Genomic DNA, 20,420 nt, shown 5'->3' with positions numbered 1-20,420 from the left:
AATCGGCGAGATTGACTGACGAAATCGGCGATTTTGTCGCACGATTTCGCCGATTTTGTCATTCTTCTAATTGCCTTTTGAAATCCTGCACGCTTCTAATATAGAAATGAAATACAGCTTCATCGTTCCCGTCTACAACCGTCCCGACGAGGTGGAAGAGCTTCTCGAGAGCCTCACCCGACAGCAAAGCCGCGACTTCGAGGTCATCATCGTGGAAGACGGGTCGGCAAATCCCTGCAGGGAAGTCTGCGAGAAATATGCCGGCAAGCTGGACATCCACTACTATTTCAAGGACAACAGCGGGCCCGGACAGAGCCGCAACTATGGTGCGGAGCATGCACAGGGCGAGTGGCTCGTCATCCTGGATTCCGATGTCGTGGTTCCGGAGGGCTATCTCCAGGCCGTAGACAAGGAACTGACCGATGCCGACAGCGACGCCTTCGGAGGGCCCGACCGCGCCCATGAGTCGTTCTCCGACATCCAGAAGGCCATTTCCTACTCCATGACGAGCTTCTTCACCACCGGCGGAATCCGCGGCGGAAAGAAGAAACTGGACAAGTTCTATCCCCGTTCCTTCAACATGGGCGTCAAGAAAGAGGTGTATCAGCGGCTCGGGGGATTCTCCAAAATGCGCTTCGGCGAGGACATCGACTTCTCCATCCGCATCTTCAAGGCCGGCTGCAAGTGTCGCCTGTTTCCAGACGCATGGGTCTACCACAAACGCCGCACCGACTTCCGCAAGTTCTGGCGGCAAGTCTACAACAGCGGCATCGCCCGCATTAACCTATACATGAAGTATCCCGAGAGCCTGAAACTGGTGCATCTGCTCCCCATGGTCTTCACCGTCGGAGTAGGCTTACTGGCACTGCTCTTTCCCTTGGGAGCAGTAAACTATTTCTTCGGCTACACGCACATGCAGGGGGCTTTCGGGTTCGCGTGCATGGAAATCAGCGTCATTCCCATCCTGCTTTATTCACTCCTCATCTTCATCGACTCGTCTATCCGGAACCGAAGCATCAAGATTGGAGCCATGAGCATTGTCTCCTCGTTCATCCAACTGACAGGATACGGTTGCGGATTTATTGCAGCCAGCTGGAAGCGCATGGTTCTGGGGAAAGACGAGTTTCATGCCTTTGAGAAGACTTTTTATAAATAAGGAGTCGCAACCAATGGGAAAACTCAATATCAACCAATGGGCTGAGGAAGACCGGCCGCGGGAAAAACTCATGCGCATCGGGGCAGAGAACCTCTCCAACGCCGAACTTCTTGCCATCCTGATAGGGTCGGGGTCGCCGCAGCAAAGTGCCGTCGACCTCATGAAGGAGGTGCTCGGCGACTGCAAGAACAACCTGAACACCCTCGGGAAGATGTCGATCCAGGACCTCGAGAAATACAAGGGTATGGGTCCCGCAAAGGCCGTTACCATCCTCGCGGCCTGCGAACTCGGCAAGCGACGCCAAGGCTCGAGAGCCGAAGAACGACCCGACTTGGGGTCGCCCGTGGCCATCTACGAGTTCATGCACCCCAAGATGCAGGATCTGGATGTGGAGGAGTCGTGGATATTGCTGATGAACCAGGCCTACAAACTCATCAAAGCCGTAAAGCTCAGCCATGGGGGCATCAGCGAGACGGCGGTGGATGTGCGCCTCATCATGAAGGAAGCCCTCCTCTGCAACGCCACCATACTCGCCCTGGCGCACAATCATCCGAGCAACAACGCCGTTCCCAGCACGCAGGACGACCGCCTCACCCAGCGCATCAAGGCCGCGTCGGAGACCATGCGGATATATTTCCTCGACCACATCATCGTTACCGACGGCAAATACTATAGCTACCGGGAAAGCGGAAGGCTCTGACGGCTCCCTCCGAAAAACTGACGGCTGTGGGCATTCGGCCGTCTTCTGTTTGCTAACCGGCATAAAAACATTCGGCAGATATTATGCATTTAGAAGAATATTTAGTATATTTGCAGAAAATAACATGCACTCGGCAGACTGGAAACAAGTTTCCTCTGTCTTCGTTTGTGCTGTTTTTGCAGAAAATATAAACAATATGACCCAAGAAGAAAAGACCCGGACGGAGGAACGAATCGTGGATGTGCTGAAAACCGTCTATGACCCCGAGATTCCCGTAGACATATGGAACCTGGGGATGATCTATAAGATTGATGTAAAAGATGACCACACCGTGGACCTCGACATGACCTTCACCGCGCCCTCGTGCCCTGCTGCCGACTTCATCCTGGAGGATGTGCGAACCAAGGTGGAGAGCCTCGAAGAAGTGAAGGGCGCCAATGTAAACCTCGTATTCGAGCCTGCCTGGGATCAGAGTATGATGAGCGAAGAGGCACGAGTGGAACTCGGCTTCGACTGAGAAAACGACAAGCACTCCCCCTTTCCCAACTCCCATGAAGCGGGAAATGGCTCCGCAGGCAGCATAAAATATAAAAACAAACAAAGCATTATGCCAACCCACCCACAAACAGAGACCGCAACGGCAACAAGCCAGAACCGCGAAGAGGCGAAGTTCGTCTACTTCCTCTCCGATGCGCACCTCGGCTCGCTGGCCATAGAGCACCCCCGGACGCAGGAGCGCCGGTTAGTCCGCTTCCTTGACAGCATCAAATACAAGGCCGCGGCCATCTATCTGCTGGGCGACATGTTCGACTTCTGGGATGAATATAAATATGTCGTTCCGAAGGGCCACACCCGCTTTCTGGGCAAGCTTTCGGAACTTACGGACATGGGGGTGGAAGTGCATTATTTCACCGGGAACCATGATATCTGGACCTACGGGTATCTGGAAAAGGAGTGCGGAGTCATCCTCCATCGCGCCCCCATCACCACCGAAATCTACGACAAGGTGTTCTTCCTCGCCCACGGCGACGGTCTCGGAGACCCTGATGCCAGGTTCAAGTTTCTCAGGAAAGCGTTCCACAACCGGGGTTGCCAACGCCTCCTGAACTTCTTCCACCCGTGGTGGGGAATGCAGTTGGGGCTCAACTGGGCAAAGCACAGTCGCCTGAAGCGCGCCGACGGCAAAGAAGTGCCCTACATGGGAGAAGACAAGGAATATCTCGTCCGCTTCACCAAGGAGTATATGCAGACACATCCTGATGTGGATTACTTTATCTACGGACACCGACATATTGAGCTCGACCTTGACCTTTCACGGAAAGCGCGCATGCTTATCCTTGGTGATTGGATATGGCAATTCACCTATGCGGTCTTCGACGGAGAGCACATGTTCCTCGAAGAGTATGTAGAAGGCGAGAGCCGACCCTGACAAAACCCTGACACCAAACTAATCACAAGAACCATGAAAACGACCTTGAAACAGCTAATCATCCTCGCATTGCTTTTGTCAATGCCATTATGCGGCTCGGCGCAAGAAGAGACCGCCAACACTACCAACCGCTACCGGAGAGACAATGCCCAATTGGGACTGCCCGCAAAAAACGAAAAAAGGGTCGTATTCCTTGGCAATTCCATCACCGAGGGATGGGCTAAGAAACGCCCGGACTTCTTTAAAGAGCACAACTATATCGGCCGCGGAATCAGCGGGCAGACCACCTACCACTTCCTTCTCCGCATCCGCGAGGATGTCATCAACCTCCGCCCGAAGATCATGGTGCTGAATTACGGCACCAATGACATCGCTGAAAACAGCGGGAAATACGACGAAGAGCTCACCTTCGGAAACATCCAGACGCTCATAGAGCTTGCCAAGCTTCACAAAATCAAGGTTATCCTCACCTCCTGCCTGCCAGCAAAACAGTTCGGATGGAGAAAGAGCATAACGGGCTCTATGGACAAGATACGCCACCTGAACGCACGAGTCAAGGAGTATGCGGCAAAGAACAGGATTCCGTATGTAGACTATTTCACGCCCATGCTGTCGGAAAACGGCCAGGAAATGAATCCTGACTATACCGGCGACGGCGTGCATCCCAACGAGAAAGGATATGAGATAATGGAAAGACTCGTCGTCCCCATCATAGAAAAATACAGATAGGCTTGGCTTAAAAAAGATTAATCTGTATCGTTCTCCCGATATTTTTGCTATATTTGCGCTGACAATTTATTAAACTTTAAATATACCATAGAATATGAATTATCCAAAGATTGGAATACGCCCCATCATTGACGGTCGTCAAGGAGGCGTTCGTGAAAGTCTTGAAGACAAGACCATGAATCTGGCTCATGCCGTTGCTGACCTGATTTCAAGTAGATTGAAATATCGCGACGGGACACCCGTTCAATGTGTAATTGCCGACGGTACCATCGGCCGCGTCGCCGAATCGGCCGCCTGTGCGGAGAAGTTTGAGGCGGCAGGAGTATGCGCCACCATCTCCGTAACTTCCTGCTGGTGCTACGGAGCGGAAACAATGGACATGAATCCGCACTGGCCTAAGGCCGTCTGGGGCTTCAACGGGACCGAGCGCCCGGGAGCTGTCTACCTCGCAGCGGTATTGGCTGGCTATTCCCAGAAGGGCCTTCCCGCCTACGGCATCTACGGACATGATGTACAGGACATAGAGGACAACACGATTCCAGCCGATGTAGAGGAGAAGCTGCTGCGCTTCGCCCGTGCCGCCGTGGCTGTCGGCGAGATGCGCGGCCAGTCCTACCTGTCGATCGGCAGCGTAACGATGGGCATTGCCGGAAGTATCATCAACACCGATTTCTTCCAGAAATATCTCGGCATGAGGACGGAAAGCGTCGACGAGGTAGAGATTCTCCGCCGCATGGATCTCGGCATCTACGACCACGAAGAGTACGAGAAAGCCATGGCCTGGGTAAATAAATACATCAAACCCAACGAGGGATGGGACAAGAACCGGGCCGAGAAACAGAAGACCCGCGAGGAGAAAGAGAAGGACTGGGAGTTCGTTGTCAAGATGACGCTCATTGTCAACGACCTCTACCATGGCAACCCGAAGCTCCGCGAGATGGGATTCAAGGAGGAGGCACTCGGCCACCATGCCATTGCCGGAGGATTCCAGGGACAGCGCCAATGGACGGACTGGATGCCCAACGGCGACTTTACCGAGACCCTCCTCAACACCACTTTCGACTGGAACGGGCGGCGTGAGCCTTCCATCCTCGCTACTGAGAACGACACGCTCAACGGCACCGCCATGCTGCTCGGATATCTGCTCACCAACCAGCCGATGATTTTCTCCGATGTAAGAACCTACTGGAGTCCCGAAGCCGTGAAGAGAGTTACGGGTAAAGAACTGACCGGCACAGCCCGCAACGGCATCATTCACCTTATTAACTCCGGCGCAACGACCATGGACGGATCAGGTCAATGTCAGGATTCAGCAGGTAATCCCGTCATGAAACCCTTCTGGGAGGTTACCGAGGAAGACGAGAAACGCTGTCTGGAGCATACCCAGTGGATGCCGGCCGACCGCGACTACTTCCGCGGAGGCGGCTTCAGCGTCCACTTCCTGTCTAAGGGAGAGTTCCCCGCAACCATGATCCGTGTGAACATCGTCGACGGCCTCGGCCCCGTGCTGCAGCTCGCCGAGGGCTGGGTGGTCAATATCGACCCGGAAATCCACGACATCCTGGACAAGCGCACCGACCCGACATGGCCTACCACATGGTTTACACCGCGCACGGATGCCACGAAGGATGCCTTCAAGGATGTCTACTCGGTGATGAACAACTGGGGTGCCAACCACGGAGCCATTACCTACGGGCATATCGGAGCCGACCTCATCACACTCGCCTCGATGCTCCGCATCCCTGTCTGCATGCACAATGTGGAAGACAAAGCCATCTTCCGCCCTTCGGCATGGAACGCATTCGGCATGGACAAGGAAGGCGCCGACTACAGGGCATGCCAGAACTTCGGGCCTATCTACAAATAACCGACAGACCTGATAACCATTTCAACCCCGCAGCCTCTTCCTCTCCTACGAGGAAGAGGGATGGGGATTGAGTTTATAAAAAACTACAAAGAGAACCATCCTGATTTATGGAAAAGAAGAAAGTCGTAGAGAAGAGATACCTTTTCATTTTCATCCTGCTGACCTCGTTGTTTGCCCTTTGGGGCTTCGCAAACGATATTACCAACCCCATGGTTGCCGCATTCCAGACCGTAATGGAGATTTCCGCGGCCAAGGCATCGCTCGTCCAGTTTGCCTTCTACGGCGGCTATTTCACCATGGCCATACCGGCAGCCCTGTTCATCCGCAAGTATAGCTACAAGAGCGGCATCATCCTGGGGCTCAGCCTCTATGCCTTCGGGGCATTCATGTTCATCCCCGCGGCCATCTATCAGCAGTTCTCGTTCTTCTGCATTTCCCTCTATATCCTGACATTCGGGCTCGCCTTCCTCGAGACCACGGCCAATCCCTTCGTGCTCTCGCTGGGTTCCAAGGAGACATCCACGCGCCGCCTCAACTTCGCACAGGCCTTCAATCCCATGGGGTCGCTGATGGGCATGAGCGTAGCCTCACTCATCGTGCTTCCTAACCTTATCTCCGATAAGCGCGACGCGGCGGGAGAAATCATCTTCCCGACGCTCTCCGCGGCCGAGAAAGCCGGCATCCGCCTCCACGACCTGGCGGTAATACGCAATCCGTATGTAGTCATCGGGCTGGTGGTCTTGCTGGTATTGGTTGTCTTCATATTCATAAAGGTCCCAAAGACTGACTATTCCAAGGAAACTCACACCAACAGCACCAAAACCACCCTGCGGAATCTATGGCACAACCCGGCGTATCGCGAGGGAGTATTCACACAGATGTTCTATGTCGCAGCGCAGATCATGGTGTGGACTTTCATCATCCAGTATGCCGACAACCTCGGCATCAACAAGGCCACGGCACAGATGTACAACATCGTGGCGATGGTGTTCTTCCTCTGCGGAAGATTCCTCGCTACGGCCTTGATGAAGTATGTGAACACGCGGAAGCTGCTCGCCATCTTCGCTGTGGGCGCAGGAATATGTACCATAGGAGCCATCTGCATCGTAGGAATGGCAGGACTCTACAGCCTCGTAGGCATCAGCATCTTCATGTCGCTGATGTTCCCCACCATCTATGGAATCGCCCTCGAGCATGTAGACAACCAGGACGCGAGCCTCGGGGCGGCGTTCCTCGTCATGGCAATTGTCGGCGGAGCCGTCATGCCGCCGCTACAAGGAACCATCATAGACCAAGGGGTTATCCTCGGCCATCCTGCCGTGAATGTCTCCTATGTGTTGCCCCTCGTCTGCTTCTGCGTGGTGTTTACCTATGCCGTAAGGCAGCTGAGGAGGGAAAGGAAACCGCTTCCAGAATGACAATCTCGCCGAAATCGTAGGACAAATTCGGCGATTTCGTCGCACAAAATCGCCGAGATTGTCGGACGGAAGACGGCAAAAAGCAAGAGGGCAAGCCAGGATTCATCTTCTGGCTTGCCCTCTTTCATATAGGGTCTGCGACATCCCTATGTCGGGACGACGGCCCTCACGCTTAGTTTTTCAGGCCTTTCACGAGCTCGACGGTGTCTCGTGCAATGACGATTTCCTCGTCCGTGGGTATCAGCACGACCTTCACCTTGGAGTCGTCGGTCGACAGAACCTGCTCCTTTCCGCGCACATGGTTGCGCTCGCGGTCCATCTTCACGCCCAGATAGTCGAGTCCCGAGCAGGAATCCCAACGCATGCCTTCCTGATTCTCGCCCACGCCGGCGGTGAAGACGATGATGTCTACACCGTTCATGGCTGCCGCATAGGCACCGATATACTTCTTGATTCTATAGCTATACATCTGCAGGGCCAGATGGGCACGCTTGTTTCCCTCTCGGTCGGCATTCTCAATCTCGCGCATATCACTTGATATACCCGTGATGCCGAGCACGCCGCTCTCCTTGTTGAGGAATTCGGCCATTTCCTGCGGAGCCTTGCCGAGCTTACCCATCAGATAGGTTACGGCTGAGGGGTCGATGTCGCCGGAACGGCTGCCCATCATCAGGCCGGCCAGCGGGGTGAGCCCCATGGAGGTGTCGATGACCTTGCCATATTTCACGGCAGCCACCGAAGCCCCGTTACCGATATGGCAGGTGATGATCTTCTGGGTCTTGATGTCCACGCCGAGGAAGTCGCACACGCGCTGCGACACATAGCGATGAGAGGTGCCGTGGAAGCCGTAGCGGCGCACATGATACTTCTCGTAGAGCTCGTAAGGCACGGCATAGAGATATGCATAGTCGGGCATGGTGCTGTGGAAGGCGTTGTCGAACACCGTTACCTGCGGCACCTCGGGCATCAGGGCGTTCACGGCGCGGATGCCGCGAAGGTGTCCGGCATTGTGGACGGGCGCAAGGTCGATCAGGCTCTCGATGCCCTTCTCCACCTCGGGCGTTACGATGCAGCTCTTCTCGAACAAGTCGCCGCCCTGCACGATGCGGTGGCCTACGGCGTCAATCTCGTCGAGACTCTTGATGGCTCCTATCTCCGGGTCGAGCAACACCTTGAAGACCAAGGCCACGCCCTCCTTGTGCGTGGGCAGATCTGCCATGATACGGCGTTTCTCCCCGTTGTCAAGGTTCACCTTGATAAAGGCCTCGTCGAGGCCGATACGCTCCACGCCGCCCTGTGCGAGCACGCTCTCGTCGGCCATGTCATACAACTTATATTTGATGGATGAACTTCCACAGTTCAGTACAAGTATCTTCATTTCTTCTTAAATCTTATTTATTCCTTAATCTTTAATCTATAATCTTTCATCCTTGCGCCTTGGCATCCTGTGCCTGACAGGCGGTGATGGCCACCATGTAATAGATGTCTTCTACCGAGCATCCACGGCTCAAGTCGTTCACCGGGCGGGCAATGCCCTGTAGAATGGGGCCTATGGCCGTTACGCCTCCCAGTCGCTGTACCAGCTTATAGCCGATGTTGCCCACCTCGAGGTTGGGTACGATGAGGACATTTGCCTTCCCGGCGATGTGGCTTCCGGGAGCTTTCGTCGCTCCCACGGAGGGCACGAGTGCTGCGTCGGCCTGCAACTCGCCGTCCACCTGCAGGTCAGGATACTGCTCCTGCGCCAGCCTGGTGCCCTCCAGCACCTTGTCTATGATGTACACGCTCTTGCCCGTAGCCTTGTCGATGGCATCCTTGGCACTTCCTTTCGTCGAGAAACTTAACATGGCCACACGAACATCCTTGAAGCCTGCAACGCTCTTTGCCGTCTGAGCCGTCGTATAGGCTATCTGCGCAAGTTGCTCGGCGGTAGGATTGGGAGTTACGGCCACGTCGCCCATGACGACGATTCCATCCTCGCCATACTCCTTGCGATCGGTGATGAGCAACATTGCACCGCTCACGCAGGTGATGCCCGGAGCGCACTTGATAATCTGCAAGGCCGGACGGAGCGTGTCGCCCGTGGTGCTCAGGGCACCGGAAATCTGCCCGTCGGCATCCCCCGTCTTAATGATCATACAGCCCAGATAGAGGTTGTTCTTCGTAACGAGCTCACGAGCCTGCTCCAATGTCATGCCCTTATTCTTGCGCAGTTCCGCCAGGAGAGCCGCATATTCCTCGGACTTCGCACAGTTCAGGGGATCCACGATGGTCGCCTTTCCGATGTTCTTCAGTCCCCATTCTCCGGCTTTCTTGTCGATATTGGCAGGGTTGCCAATAAGAATCAAGTCGGCAATGTCATCAGCCAACACCTTGTCGGCCGCCCTTAATGTGCGCTCCTCTTCTGCTTCCGGGAGTACGATGCGCTGCTTGTCTGTCTTCGCGCGCGCTACAACTTGCTCTAATAAATTCATAGCTATAATAAAAAAGTGATATGTTTAAAGGTATAAAATACCAGAATTGCTATTTTCAGTTTGCAAAATTACGAATTTAAATCGACTTTGTCCGTGGTATGAAGTTTAATTTTTCATAAATCCGACGATCACCCCTGCATTTCCTTGGCAAGGATGCTTTCCAGTTCCTCGGCGGAAAGACGCAGGCGGAACTCCCCCTTCACGGCCACGCTGATGCGGCCCGTCTCTTCGGAGACCACCACGGCTATGGCATCGGAAGTCTGCGAGATGCCCATCGCCGCACGGTGGCGGAGTCCCAACTCCTTAGGAATGTCAAGACTGTGAGACACCGGCAGGATGCATCCGGCAGCCTTGATGCGCTTCTTCGAGATGATCATCGCCCCGTCGTGCAGTGGCGAGTTCTTGAAGAAGATGTTCTCGATGAGCCGCTGGTTGATGCTCGCGTCGATGATGTCGCCCGTCTCCACGATGTCATCAAGGGGCGTAACGCGCTCGATGACGACAAGGGCGCCCACCTTGCTCTTCGACATGCTCATGCACGCCAGCACAATGGGCATGATGGTCTCCTTGTCCTCCCTCTCCGGCTTCCCGCCTTTCGAGGCGAAGAACTTGAACACACTCTTGAAGCGGCGATGAGCTCCGAGGTTGTAAAGGAACTTGCGTATCTCCTCCTGAAACAGTACGATGAGGGCAATAACACCCACACTCACCAGCTTGTCGAGGATGGAACCCAGCAGCTTCATCTCCAGTACATAGCTCACGAAGAGCCATACCACGACGAAGACCATGATGCCGATGAACACATTCAGCGACCGGCTCTCCTTCATCAGGCGATAGATGTAGTAGAGCAACAGGGCGACAAGGATGATGTCGATAATGTCTTTTATGCCAAAGTCGAAAAACATAAGCGTCTCTTCTCCCTCGGAGGGAGGTCCTTTTTATGGATTTAAGTGATTGAATAGCTTAACAGCCTGAACGGCTTCCTTCACATCATGCACCCGCAGAATCGACGCTCCCTTCATCAGGGAGATGGTGTTGAGAACGGTGGTGCCGTTGAGCGCCTCGTCGGGAGTTATGCCGAGCGTCTGGTGAATCATGCGTTTGCGGGAGATGCCCACCAGCAGCGGCAGGTCCATCACCTGCATCTTGTCCATCTCGCGGAGCAGGGCGAAGTTCTCTTCCATCGTCTTTCCGAACCCGAAACCCGGGTCGAGGATGATGTCTTTCTGGCCGAGGTCGCGCAATTGCTGCACCTCCCGTGCCATCGCGATGAGCATATCGTGCAGGTTGGGCTTAAGGGACATCAGGATGTAGGCCACGCCTTTCCCGGCCACCAGCGGGAACATGGCGGGATCCTCACCCTCGGAGACATCGTTGATGATGCCTGCTCCAAACTCGTCGATGGCCATGCGAGCCACCTCGGGGCGGAAGGTGTCTACCGAAACGACCGCCTCCGGCGCAACCTTTCGGATTGCCGCGAGCGCCGTGCGCATCCGCCGCATTTCCTCCTGCTCTGTGGCCACCTCGCCGCCAGGCCTCGTGGAGCACGCTCCTACATCTATTATCTCCGCACCCTCGTCGAGAATCTGTCTCGCCCGTGCCATGACAGCCTCCTCGGTCTGCACGCGACTAGCCGCATAAAAAGAGTCAGGTGTGGCATTCAGGATACCCATTACCACAGGCTTCGACAACGACAGCAATCTGCCGTTCACATTTATCGTATATTCCATAATCACTCGCAAATATACTAAAAATATCTCGCTTCCGGCACTCCTGACACATTTTTTTCATTTTTGCACCCACACTTCACGCAATGATTCCTCACAGACGCATTTCTTAAAAAAGAGCCGGAGAAGAAGAAAACATTGTTCTATGTAAAATATATTCTTTCCAAAACCATTACAAAATGTTTTTGGCTTTCAGCAAGGAAATGCTCTCCGAAATCATGGAAAACAACTCCCGGAATCGCAAAAGGCCACCTTTTACACGGCTGTTAACGGCTATCTGTCTCCCTTCCAGCGGCCTTTTACCTGTCTTCTTGCCGCTTTCTGCCGCCCTAAAAAACCGCCTTTTATACGGCTTTTAATGGCTTTTCAATCCTCCCGAAACGGCAACGAATCCACAAGCCTCTGATTCCCACATGTTTAGAACTCCGCAAAAATAGGGCTGTTTTGCCCCGTCCATCGGAGTTGCCGCATCCCGCAAGGCGTTATGCAAGCGATTCTTGACACAACGAATAGTGTTTTGTAAAATGAATTCAACAAACGAATCCTTTTTTCCTTCACCAATTGTTCCTCCCCGTCCTCCGGCAGCAACTCCTTCCCCTTGCCGCCGATATGAAAGATTTAGATTCACTTTTCCGCTTCTTCCGCCCGCCGTTCAGAATATTTTTAGTAAGTTTGCAGCAAATTCAAACAGACAAAATGGAAATCGAACAGCTGTATCAGCTTTATGAGAAACACCCCGTGGTAACGACTGACAGCCGCGAGTGTCCCGAGGGGAGTATATTCATCGCCCTGAAGGGTGCTTCTTTCGACGGCAACAAATTCGCACAGTCGGCACTCGACAAGGGATGTGCCTATGCCGTCGTGGACGAGCCCGAATACTACAAAGACGACGACCCTCGATATATTCTCACGGCCGACTGCCTCACCACCTACAAGGAGCTTGCCCGAGAACACCGCCGCCAGTTCCGCATCCCCGTCATCGGCATCACCGGCACGAACGGCAAGACCACGACCAAGGAACTGCTCTCCGCCGTGCTGGCAGAGAAATTCAGCGTGCTCCACACCGAGGGAAACTTCAACAACGATGTGGGTGTGCCCAGGACTTTGCTGCAAATCCGGAAAGAGCACGACATCGCCGTCATCGAGATGGGTGCCTCCCACCCCGGCGACATCAAGGTGCTCGTGGACTATGTGGAGCCCACCTGCGGACTGATTACGAATGTGGGGATGGCTCATCTGGAGGGTTTCGGCTCGTTTGACGGCGTGAAAAAGACCAAGGGCGAGCTCTACGACTACCTCGAATTCCACCAATGCCTGCTCTTCCTCGATGCCGGCAATCCGCATTTAGCTGACATGGCGGCCAAGAGAAGGTTTGCTGCCATCGAGAGATATTCGGCCGACAAGACCACAGAGGCTGAGGTGAAAGGAGAAGTTACGGGGTGCAATCCCTTCCTGAGATTCACCTGGCAGGCAAGCGGCATCGCTCCGCAGGAAATCCAGACACATCTCATCGGAGCCTACAACCTCAACAACATGCTCGCTGCCATCACCGTAGGGCTGCACTTCGGAGTAACGCCGGACCAGATCAAGCACGCCCTGGAGAACTATGTTCCCAGCAACAACCGCAGCCAACTCACCCGGACAGCTCACAACAAACTCATCGTAGACGCATACAACGCCAACCCCACGAGCATGCTGGCCGCACTGAAAAACTTCGCATTGATGCAGGTGAACCACAAGATGGCCATCCTCGGCGACATGCGTGAGCTGGGAGAAGCCTCGCAGGAAGAGCATCAGAGAATAGTGGACTACCTGAAGTCCACCTCCCTGAAACAGGTATGGCTGGTGGGCGAAGAGTTCATGAAGACCCAGTGCGACTTCCGCAAGTTCAAGGATGTGGAAGAGGTGAAGGCTGCCATTGCGGCCAATCCCGTCAGCGACCATTACATCCTCCTGAAAGGAAGTAACGGCATCAAACTGTTCCAGCTGCCGGAAATTCTCTAAGAGGCCCGGAAAACAGATTGCCCTCCCTGTCTTCAGTAAATTCCGAAGGCGGGGTGGAATAATTCCCACATGGCTTATTTACCCGTATTCTCTCAATAATTACCAAAATTACTTTTTCTTATTACACAGACTTATATATTTCAAGAAAAATACTTATATTTGTGTCAGGAAAACGAAATGCCAACTATCAAACGAACAAATTATGAAAACTATCATCAAATGCTTAATCCTACTTGCCATGTGTAACAGTATGCTGATAAGCTGCGGATCTAAGAAAACCGCGGAAGAAAAGCCCGTTGCCGGTACTGACGGCAACAAGTATGTACCCTACGAGGAGCGCACCGGTGGTGAATCGGTGGTTTATTTCACTCGTAAACTCTCTGCCGAGGGCCTCATCGCGGCCTATGAGAAGGTGAACGGAAATATTACCGGGAAAGTGGGAGTAAAGCTTCACACCGGCGAACCGCACGGCCCCAACATCATTCCGCGTGAATGGGTGAAGGCACTCATGGAGAAAGACATCAAGGGCGGCAACATCATCGAGACCAACACCTACTATGAAGGCGACCGCTATACCACCGACAAGCATCGTGAAACCCTGAAGGTGAACGGCTGGACATTCTGTCCCGTAGACATCATGGACGAGGAAGACACAGTAACCCTTCCCGTAAAAGGCGGCAAATGGTTTAAGAAGATGTCGGTGGGAAGCCACTTAAAGAACTATAACTCTATGGTTGCGCTCACTCATTTCAAAGGTCATACACAGGGAGGATTCGGTGGTTCCAACAAGAATATAGGCATCGGATGTGCCGACGGGCGCATCGGAAAGGCATGGATACATACCACGCCCGGACAAGACGACCAGTGGGACATCAAGGAAGAGGAGTTCATGGAGCGCATGACAGAGTCTACCAAGTCGGTCATCGACTTCTTCGGCAAGCATGTAACCTATGTGAATGTGATGCGCAACATGTCGGTTTCCTGCGACTGCGAGGGCGTCGCTGCCGAGCCCGTGGTAACTCCGAATGTGGGAATCCTCTCCTCCACCGACATCCTCGCCATCGACCAGGCGTGCGTAGACCTGATTTATGCTATGACGGCAGATGAGCACAAGGCCATGGTGGAGCGCATCGAGACCCGCCACGGACTGCGCCAACTCTCTTATATGAAGGAGCTCGGCATGGGCAACAACCGTTACAAGCTCATCGATCTTGACAACGGAGGCAAGGAAATCACCGTCGCGGAGGCTGTGAAAAACCTCAAACCTTTCGTAACAACGGGGAAATAACCAGAGCCAATACTTAAAGCGGGGAATCTCACATGCAATCAATATTGCATATGGGATTCCCCGTTTCTTTTACTTTCGAGCTTATACCGAATCATTCCACCTTCACTTCGTCGAGGAAAAACCATGCCGGATGACCCACCCCGTAATGCCACGAGGGACATAGGCCGATGGTCTTTACCACCACGCGGATATACCGAGCCGTAACGGGAGACGACACTCTCACCTCTCCTGGGACGAACCTGATGCTGAGATCTCGGTCTTCCGCAAACTCACAAGAGCCCAGATTGGTGAAGGTCTTGCCGTCCTGAGAATAGCTGTAGCTTACGCTCTTGGGAAGCAGCACCCATGCCCCCGACTGCATCAGGAAATCGGTCGTAACGCTGCTGAAGGTCTTCTTCTCGCCCATGTCCAGCACGAAGTCGGCATCCTCACCTTCCCATCCTACCCAGCTCTCCACATACGACGCCCCACCATACAGTCCGTCGGTGAGAGCCTTATCGGCAATAGGCCGGTAGCGGGCGGCCGGCGCATGATTCCACAGTACCTTGGCACCCGCCGCCTTGTTGCTGTTGGCATGAGGCAGAAAGCGTTCCTTGTAAAGCCGACAGTAATCGTCCACGAGATTATTGCGCTCGTTGAGGCGGGTGATATGATACCTCGCACAGCGCTCGCGGAAGGTCTCGAGCTTACGCTCCACGGCAGCCTTGTCGAGTCCGGTCTGCGTGCGGGCTATCTCGAGTTCGCTATACTGTATGGGCAGACGGGCTATCTGCACCCTTGCGAGGTGCACGCTGTCGTCGCGCACGGAAGCCTCGGCCTTGTCGAAAAGTTCCTGATACACCGCCATGCAATGCTCGTTGAGCATACCAGCCTTGTGGGAGACGGGCGAATCATAAATCCAGAGGTCTGTATTCGAGGCCAGCAGAGCCCCCTGTAGTATTTTCTGATACTCATAGAGATACTTGCCCGCCCGGCCATAATAGCCGTTGAGGAAAACCTGCATCAGCGAATCGGCGTTGAGACTGGGATTCCACATCAGCTTGCCGAGCATATAGGCACGCATTTCCGAAAAGTCGGTGCCCCGCTGCCCGTTGACCTGCTCGAAGATCATCGTAGCATGGTTTTTCTTGAAAAGCTGCAGATTCTTCTGCAGGATATGGAAGTTGGGGAAAGGAGCAATCATGTTATCAAAGTTAATCCCATAGTCCCACACGAAGATATTGTCCGAGATGCGTCCCCAACCCTCAAGGGCACGCATGAAGTCGCGGCCTGATGCATTGTCCGTGAGCGGCACCTCGCGCTTGCAGTCGATGTCGCAGAGCATGATGTTGACATTGGGCAGGGGCTTCACATGCTTCGGCGGGTGCATGCTGTAGAGATAAGCAAGCGTGGAGAACTGTTTGTCGGGGAAGCGTTTCGCCAGCTTGTTGAGGAAGCGGATGAGGTTACCTGAGGGCGAACCCTCGTATTCGTCCACCGCACGGCATGCCTCGCACTGGCAATAGGTGTTGTTGCCATCGTTCTGGCTCACGCTGATCATCGTTTTTCCCGGATTCGCCTTGAAGATGGAGTCTATCTTCTGACAAGCCAGCTCGAAGACCTCCGGATTCGTAAGGCACCACTGGCTATGTGCTCCCGGCCGCCGCTGACCGTTGAGGAAAGAGTAATATTCCGGGTGGCTCGCACCATATACCGAGGCCGGAAGTATCTGGTTGAAGGTGTGCACCCAGAGATTAGAGGCAAACACCTCGCTCTGGTTGTTCAACCTATACCATAATATGTAGTCGGGGTCGTCGTTCCCATAGCTGAAGGTCTGGCGGAAACGGAAGGCCGGAGCGTCTTGCAGCTGTATCGCAGGCAAGCTGATGGTCGGGCAGCGAGGACAGTCGTAGGCTTCATAAGCCCAATAGTTCACGCCCATATACTGCTCCAGCAAGGCCACTACGCCATAGACAGCACCCCGGCCGCCGCCCGAAGTAATGAGCAGTGAGCCGCCATGGCACGCTATCTGGTAACCATCAGAAGGCAACCCTGCACTCTTGCCGCCAATGAATACCCCGTTTCGCCGTACTTTAGACGACGGCACCAAAGGCAGCTGCACACCCGAAATGCGCCCGACAAACTTGTTCAGCAACTCGGCAGCCTGCCGGGTTTCGGCAGTCTGATCAGCCAAGACGATGCACGCCTTGGCCTTGCCGTCTTTCACCAGCACCATCTGCCCTCTCGACAGCATAGGAAAAAGGGCAATAAGAATAATCAGGAAGAATCTTGTAAACTTTCTCATAAAGGCTAATATGTGTGGTACCTCTTGGAGTTGAACCAAGGACACATGGATTTTCAGTCCATTGCTCTACCACCTGAGCTAAGGTACCAAATGCGAAAAAGCAATGCAAAGATACGCTTTTAAAGCCGAATCTGCAAATTTTTCCCTGTAAAAATTCCCTCGTTTCATATTTTTACCGTATCTTTGCACCCGCAATCGGGATGTAGCGCAGTTGGTAGCGTACTTCGTTCGGGACGAAGGGGTCGCCAGTTCGAGTCTGGTCATCCCGACTGATAGCAAGCAAAGGGAATGTTCGGCATTCCCTTTTTTCGTTCATGGCGACAACGGTCCATTCTAAGAAAAGACGCCCTCTCGCTTCCCTCTAATGGGCACAAAGTTTTCTTCCTGCACCCCAAAGAAGCGTTTTTTTGCTACTTTCGCTCCTAACCCGGAAACATTCTTCGGACAAGGCCGAAAATGGAAATAAGCGTTACGGGCTCCTAAAAAACATTAAAAAAACGGTCCTGAAGCCTACACCCTCACGCTTCTTACAGTTTTTCTTCTTACCTTCGCATGCACAATAAAATGCAAGACTGGCCTATCATAGCAGGCCATATACTACGAAAAAAGGCAGGAATATAACTCGAGTGAAGACAAGAAAGACCATAAGGATATTCTACGCATGGATGTTACTACTGACATTCACCATGGTTCTTGTCGCCAAGGATTTTCATTTCCACACATATTCTATAGTAGAAACAGAACAGGCTAACACCAGCCACCACGCTTCCATCGGAGAAAACTGCTACATCTGCAACTTCGTCATGTACGAGTCGGCAGCCATAAAGGTAGCGGCTTTCATCCCCGTGATAACCGTTACGCTGGTGCATTTCCTGACATTCTCACCGCAAATCGTCTATCGACATGTTGGCTCGATAAACGCTCATGCACCGCCAACAATGGGCTAAGCCCGCATCCCTATCTGCCGACTCTATGTTTCCGGCATGTCCACGCTTACTTTCCGGAAAGGAAATTATGCCGTAGACTGCCGTAAAAGATAGCGACGACAGCACAATCACACATCTTATTATATTATGACCGACCAAGACGGAAACCGTCCGCAGTCTGCCATACCATTATTATTCATTGAGACATGAATCTACAGAAACATTGCATGATCATGCTTCTGGCACTGGCATCCGTGCTGTTGTCAGTTCCTGTGCCGGCCTTTGCACAAAGTCAGACACGACAGAAGGCAAGAAAGAAAAATACCATCATCAAAGACTCCGTCAGTCTCGACGAAGTGGTCGTGCAGACACGACGCACCACAGTTAGTGCCAATAGCGTGAGTGCGCAGATCGACAACGCAACCATCCACCGCTGTCTGGGAAAGTCGCTGGCCTCGATGCTCGAGAATGTGAGCGGAGTAAGTTCCATACAGACAGGCACCGTTATCGCCAAGCCCGTGATTCAAGGCATGTACGGCAACCGTATCCTGACTATCAACCAGGGCGCACGGCTCACCGGACAACAATGGGGAGCCGACCATGCCCCCGAGGTAGACCAGAACAGCTCGTCGACCATTGAGGTGGTGAAAGGCGCAGAGTCCGTGAAATACGGTGCCGAGGCCCTGGGCGGAATCATCGTGATGGAACGACGGGAACTTCCTTTCGGGCAAGAATACATCAGCGGTTCGCTTACCTCGCTCTATGGAACCAACGGCAAGCGCTACTCCCTCTCGGGCAACATCGAAGGCACCCTGTCCTTCTGCAGGGACATTGCATGGAGACTGCAGGGCACCTACAGCAACGGCGGCGACCGCAAGACGGCCCGTTACCTGCTCAATAATACGGGCATGAAGGAAGGCGATTTCTCCCTGAACACCGGCTATCGCCACGGACGCCTCAGCCTGGAGACCTACTACAGCCTATTCGATCAGAAACTGGGCATCATGCCAAGTGCGCAGATGGGCAGCGAGGATGTGCTGAAAAAGCGCATTGAACTGGGACAGCCCATAGAAACCGACCCTTTCAGCCGGCACATCGACCACCCGCACCAGCACATCACGCACCACACGGCCATCGCAAAGGCGGCATATGACTTTGGCAAAACGGGACGGCTGACCTACCAGCTGACCTACCAAAACGACAAGCGCACCGAGAACCGAATCCGCCGCATGAACCACTCTAATATCCCCGCCGTAAGCCTGCATCTCAACTCCCTGCAGAACAGTCTGAAGTGGAAGACTGCCTACGGGGCATGGGGCACGGAGGCGGGAGCCGACTTTGCCTACACGGAAAACCACAGTCAAGCGGGCACGGGCGTGGTGCCCGTGATTCCAAACTACACGGAGACCACTCTCGGGGCATATGCCATACAGAAGTACAGCCGCGACCGATGGGGAGCGGAGCTGGGCATCAGGTTTGACGGACAGCACACCAAGGCCGCAGGATACGACTGGACGGGCAACTTCTACGGGGGAAGCCGCTCATTCGGCAACTTCACCTACAGCCTCGGAGGCCGCTATCAGGCCACCCGCCACCTGTCCGTGGTTTCCAATTTCGGTCTGGCCTGGCGAGCTCCTCATGTATACGAGCTTTACAGCAACGGCAACGAGCTGGGCTCGGGCATGTTCACCATAGGCGACTCCACCATGAACTCCGAGCGCAGCTACAAGTGGATAACCTCCCTGAGATACAGGTCGCAGCGATTCGAAGCTACCATCGACGCATTCCTGCAATGGATAGACAACTACATCTACGATGAGCCCACCCACGAAACCACGGTCGTCATATCAGGCGCTTACCCCACCTTCCGCTACAAGCAGACCAGAGCCTTCTTCCGAGGCATCGACGCCGACCTGCATATAAAGCCCGTCGACTGGATTGAATACCACTGCCTGGCCGCCCTCATCTGGGCCAACGAGCGCCCCTCGGGCAACTATCTGCCCTACATCCCGTCGGCACGGGTGAGCAGCGAACTCACCTGGAAACCCGAATGCCCCGGCAACCACGAGCCCTGGATTACGCTCAAGCACCGATTCACAGCCAAGCAGAACAGGTTCAACCCTGCCACCGACCTTATCAGCTACACGCCCCCGGCCTATCATCTCTTCGGCATGGAAGCCGGCATCAGCTTTCCCCTCAAAGGGCGGCAGAAACTCTCTGCCATGCTGGCAGCCGACAACTTGCTGAACAAGGAATACAAGGAATATACCAACCGGGCACGATACTATGCCCACGACATGGGGCGCGACATACGCCTCAACCTCAACTGGACATTCTGACGCCCCTTGCAAGAAACGACAATCAACTCAAAACATTTCAAAAGCAACAGTAATCAAAACAAAAAGAGAACAAAACAAC

General features: G+C 53.8%; 16 protein-coding genes and 2 tRNA genes. 12 read left to right on the top strand and 6 right to left on the bottom strand.

What is annotated here, in order from left to right; all coding sequences use genetic code 11:
* Positions 1-106 precede the first annotated feature (106 nt).
* The 7 genes from BM114_RS04630 (at position 107) to fucP (ending at position 7,299) form a co-directional block, all read left to right on the top strand.
* On the top strand, positions 107-1,156 hold the full coding sequence (locus BM114_RS04630) for a glycosyltransferase family 2 protein (protein ID WP_092110883.1): 1,050 nt from the start codon (positions 107-109) through the stop codon (positions 1,154-1,156).
* Positions 1,157-1,169: 13 nt separating this feature from the next.
* Positions 1,170-1,856, top strand: coding sequence for a RadC family protein (radC, locus tag BM114_RS04625; protein WP_092110881.1), 687 nt, complete (start codon positions 1,170-1,172; stop codon positions 1,854-1,856).
* Between the two features lie 196 nt (positions 1,857-2,052).
* Positions 2,053-2,373 (top strand): metal-sulfur cluster assembly factor, encoded by a 321-nt coding sequence (locus BM114_RS04620; RefSeq protein WP_092110879.1) that lies wholly within the window; start codon positions 2,053-2,055, stop codon positions 2,371-2,373.
* A gap of 90 nt (positions 2,374-2,463) precedes the next feature.
* Complete coding sequence (locus tag BM114_RS04615; RefSeq protein WP_143089251.1) at positions 2,464-3,285, top strand: UDP-2,3-diacylglucosamine diphosphatase; 822 nt, start codon at positions 2,464-2,466, stop codon at positions 3,283-3,285.
* 33 nt (positions 3,286-3,318) lie between these two features.
* Positions 3,319-4,014 (top strand): GDSL-type esterase/lipase family protein, encoded by a 696-nt coding sequence (locus tag BM114_RS04610; RefSeq protein ID WP_092110877.1) that lies wholly within the window; start codon positions 3,319-3,321, stop codon positions 4,012-4,014.
* A 94-nt stretch (positions 4,015-4,108) separates the two neighbouring features.
* The gene (fucI, locus tag BM114_RS04605) at positions 4,109-5,881 is read left to right on the top strand and encodes an L-fucose isomerase (protein WP_092110875.1); all 1,773 of its coding nucleotides are present in this window, start codon (positions 4,109-4,111) and stop codon (positions 5,879-5,881) included.
* Positions 5,882-5,988: 107 nt separating this feature from the next.
* Positions 5,989-7,299 (top strand): L-fucose:H+ symporter permease, encoded by a 1,311-nt coding sequence (gene fucP / locus BM114_RS04600; RefSeq protein ID WP_092110873.1) that lies wholly within the window; start codon positions 5,989-5,991, stop codon positions 7,297-7,299.
* Positions 7,300-7,471: 172 nt separating this feature from the next.
* On the opposite strand, the gene BM114_RS04595 is transcribed toward fucP, so the two are convergent.
* The 4 genes from BM114_RS04595 to folP form a co-directional block, all read right to left on the bottom strand.
* Positions 7,472-8,677, bottom strand: coding sequence for an acetate/propionate family kinase (locus tag BM114_RS04595; RefSeq protein ID WP_092110871.1), 1,206 nt, complete (start codon positions 8,675-8,677; stop codon positions 7,472-7,474).
* 46 nt (positions 8,678-8,723) lie between these two features.
* Entirely contained in the window at positions 8,724-9,773 is a 1,050-nt protein-coding gene (gene pta, locus BM114_RS04590; RefSeq protein WP_092110869.1) for a phosphate acetyltransferase, read from the bottom strand.
* A 128-nt stretch (positions 9,774-9,901) separates the two neighbouring features.
* Entirely contained in the window at positions 9,902-10,678 is a 777-nt protein-coding gene (gene cdaA / locus BM114_RS04585; protein ID WP_092110867.1) for a diadenylate cyclase CdaA, read from the bottom strand.
* A 33-nt stretch (positions 10,679-10,711) separates the two neighbouring features.
* Complete coding sequence (gene folP, locus BM114_RS04580) at positions 10,712-11,503, bottom strand: dihydropteroate synthase (RefSeq protein ID WP_092110865.1); 792 nt, start codon at positions 11,501-11,503, stop codon at positions 10,712-10,714.
* 693 nt (positions 11,504-12,196) lie between these two features.
* Here folP and murF point away from each other — a divergent pair.
* Positions 12,197-13,504: a UDP-N-acetylmuramoyl-tripeptide--D-alanyl-D-alanine ligase gene (gene murF / locus BM114_RS04575; RefSeq protein WP_092110862.1), complete on the top strand. Its 1,308-nt coding sequence runs from the start codon at positions 12,197-12,199 to the stop codon at positions 13,502-13,504.
* A gap of 202 nt (positions 13,505-13,706) precedes the next feature.
* Entirely contained in the window at positions 13,707-14,792 is a 1,086-nt protein-coding gene (locus BM114_RS04570; RefSeq protein WP_218151480.1) for a DUF362 domain-containing protein, read from the top strand.
* Between the two features lie 91 nt (positions 14,793-14,883).
* Here BM114_RS04570 and BM114_RS04565 read toward each other — a convergent pair whose 3' ends face one another.
* Together BM114_RS04565 and BM114_RS04560 are read right to left on the bottom strand one after the other, a co-directional pair.
* Positions 14,884-17,076, bottom strand: coding sequence for a DUF4838 domain-containing protein (locus BM114_RS04565; RefSeq protein ID WP_092110858.1), 2,193 nt, complete (start codon positions 17,074-17,076; stop codon positions 14,884-14,886).
* 15 nt (positions 17,077-17,091) lie between these two features.
* Positions 17,092-17,164, bottom strand: a tRNA-Phe gene (locus BM114_RS04560).
* Positions 17,165-17,272: 108 nt separating this feature from the next.
* Here BM114_RS04560 and BM114_RS04555 point away from each other — a divergent pair.
* The 3 genes from BM114_RS04555 to BM114_RS04545 all read left to right on the top strand — a co-directional run bounded on the left by BM114_RS04555 (position 17,273) and on the right by BM114_RS04545 (position 20,341).
* Positions 17,273-17,345, top strand: a tRNA-Pro gene (locus tag BM114_RS04555).
* Between the two features lie 357 nt (positions 17,346-17,702).
* Positions 17,703-18,023, top strand: a complete 321-nt coding sequence (locus tag BM114_RS14070; protein ID WP_143089250.1) for a hypothetical protein — start codon at positions 17,703-17,705, stop codon at positions 18,021-18,023.
* A gap of 185 nt (positions 18,024-18,208) precedes the next feature.
* Positions 18,209-20,341: a TonB-dependent receptor gene (locus BM114_RS04545; protein ID WP_255406428.1), complete on the top strand. Its 2,133-nt coding sequence runs from the start codon at positions 18,209-18,211 to the stop codon at positions 20,339-20,341.
* Positions 20,342-20,420: the final 79 nt, after the last annotated feature.

It is taken from the genome of Prevotella sp. KH2C16 (assembly GCF_900113305.1).
Lineage (GTDB): Bacteria > Bacteroidota > Bacteroidia > Bacteroidales > Bacteroidaceae > Prevotella.
Note: the sequence above shows the minus strand (reverse complement) of the source record. Positions and strands in the feature narration are given on the sequence as shown.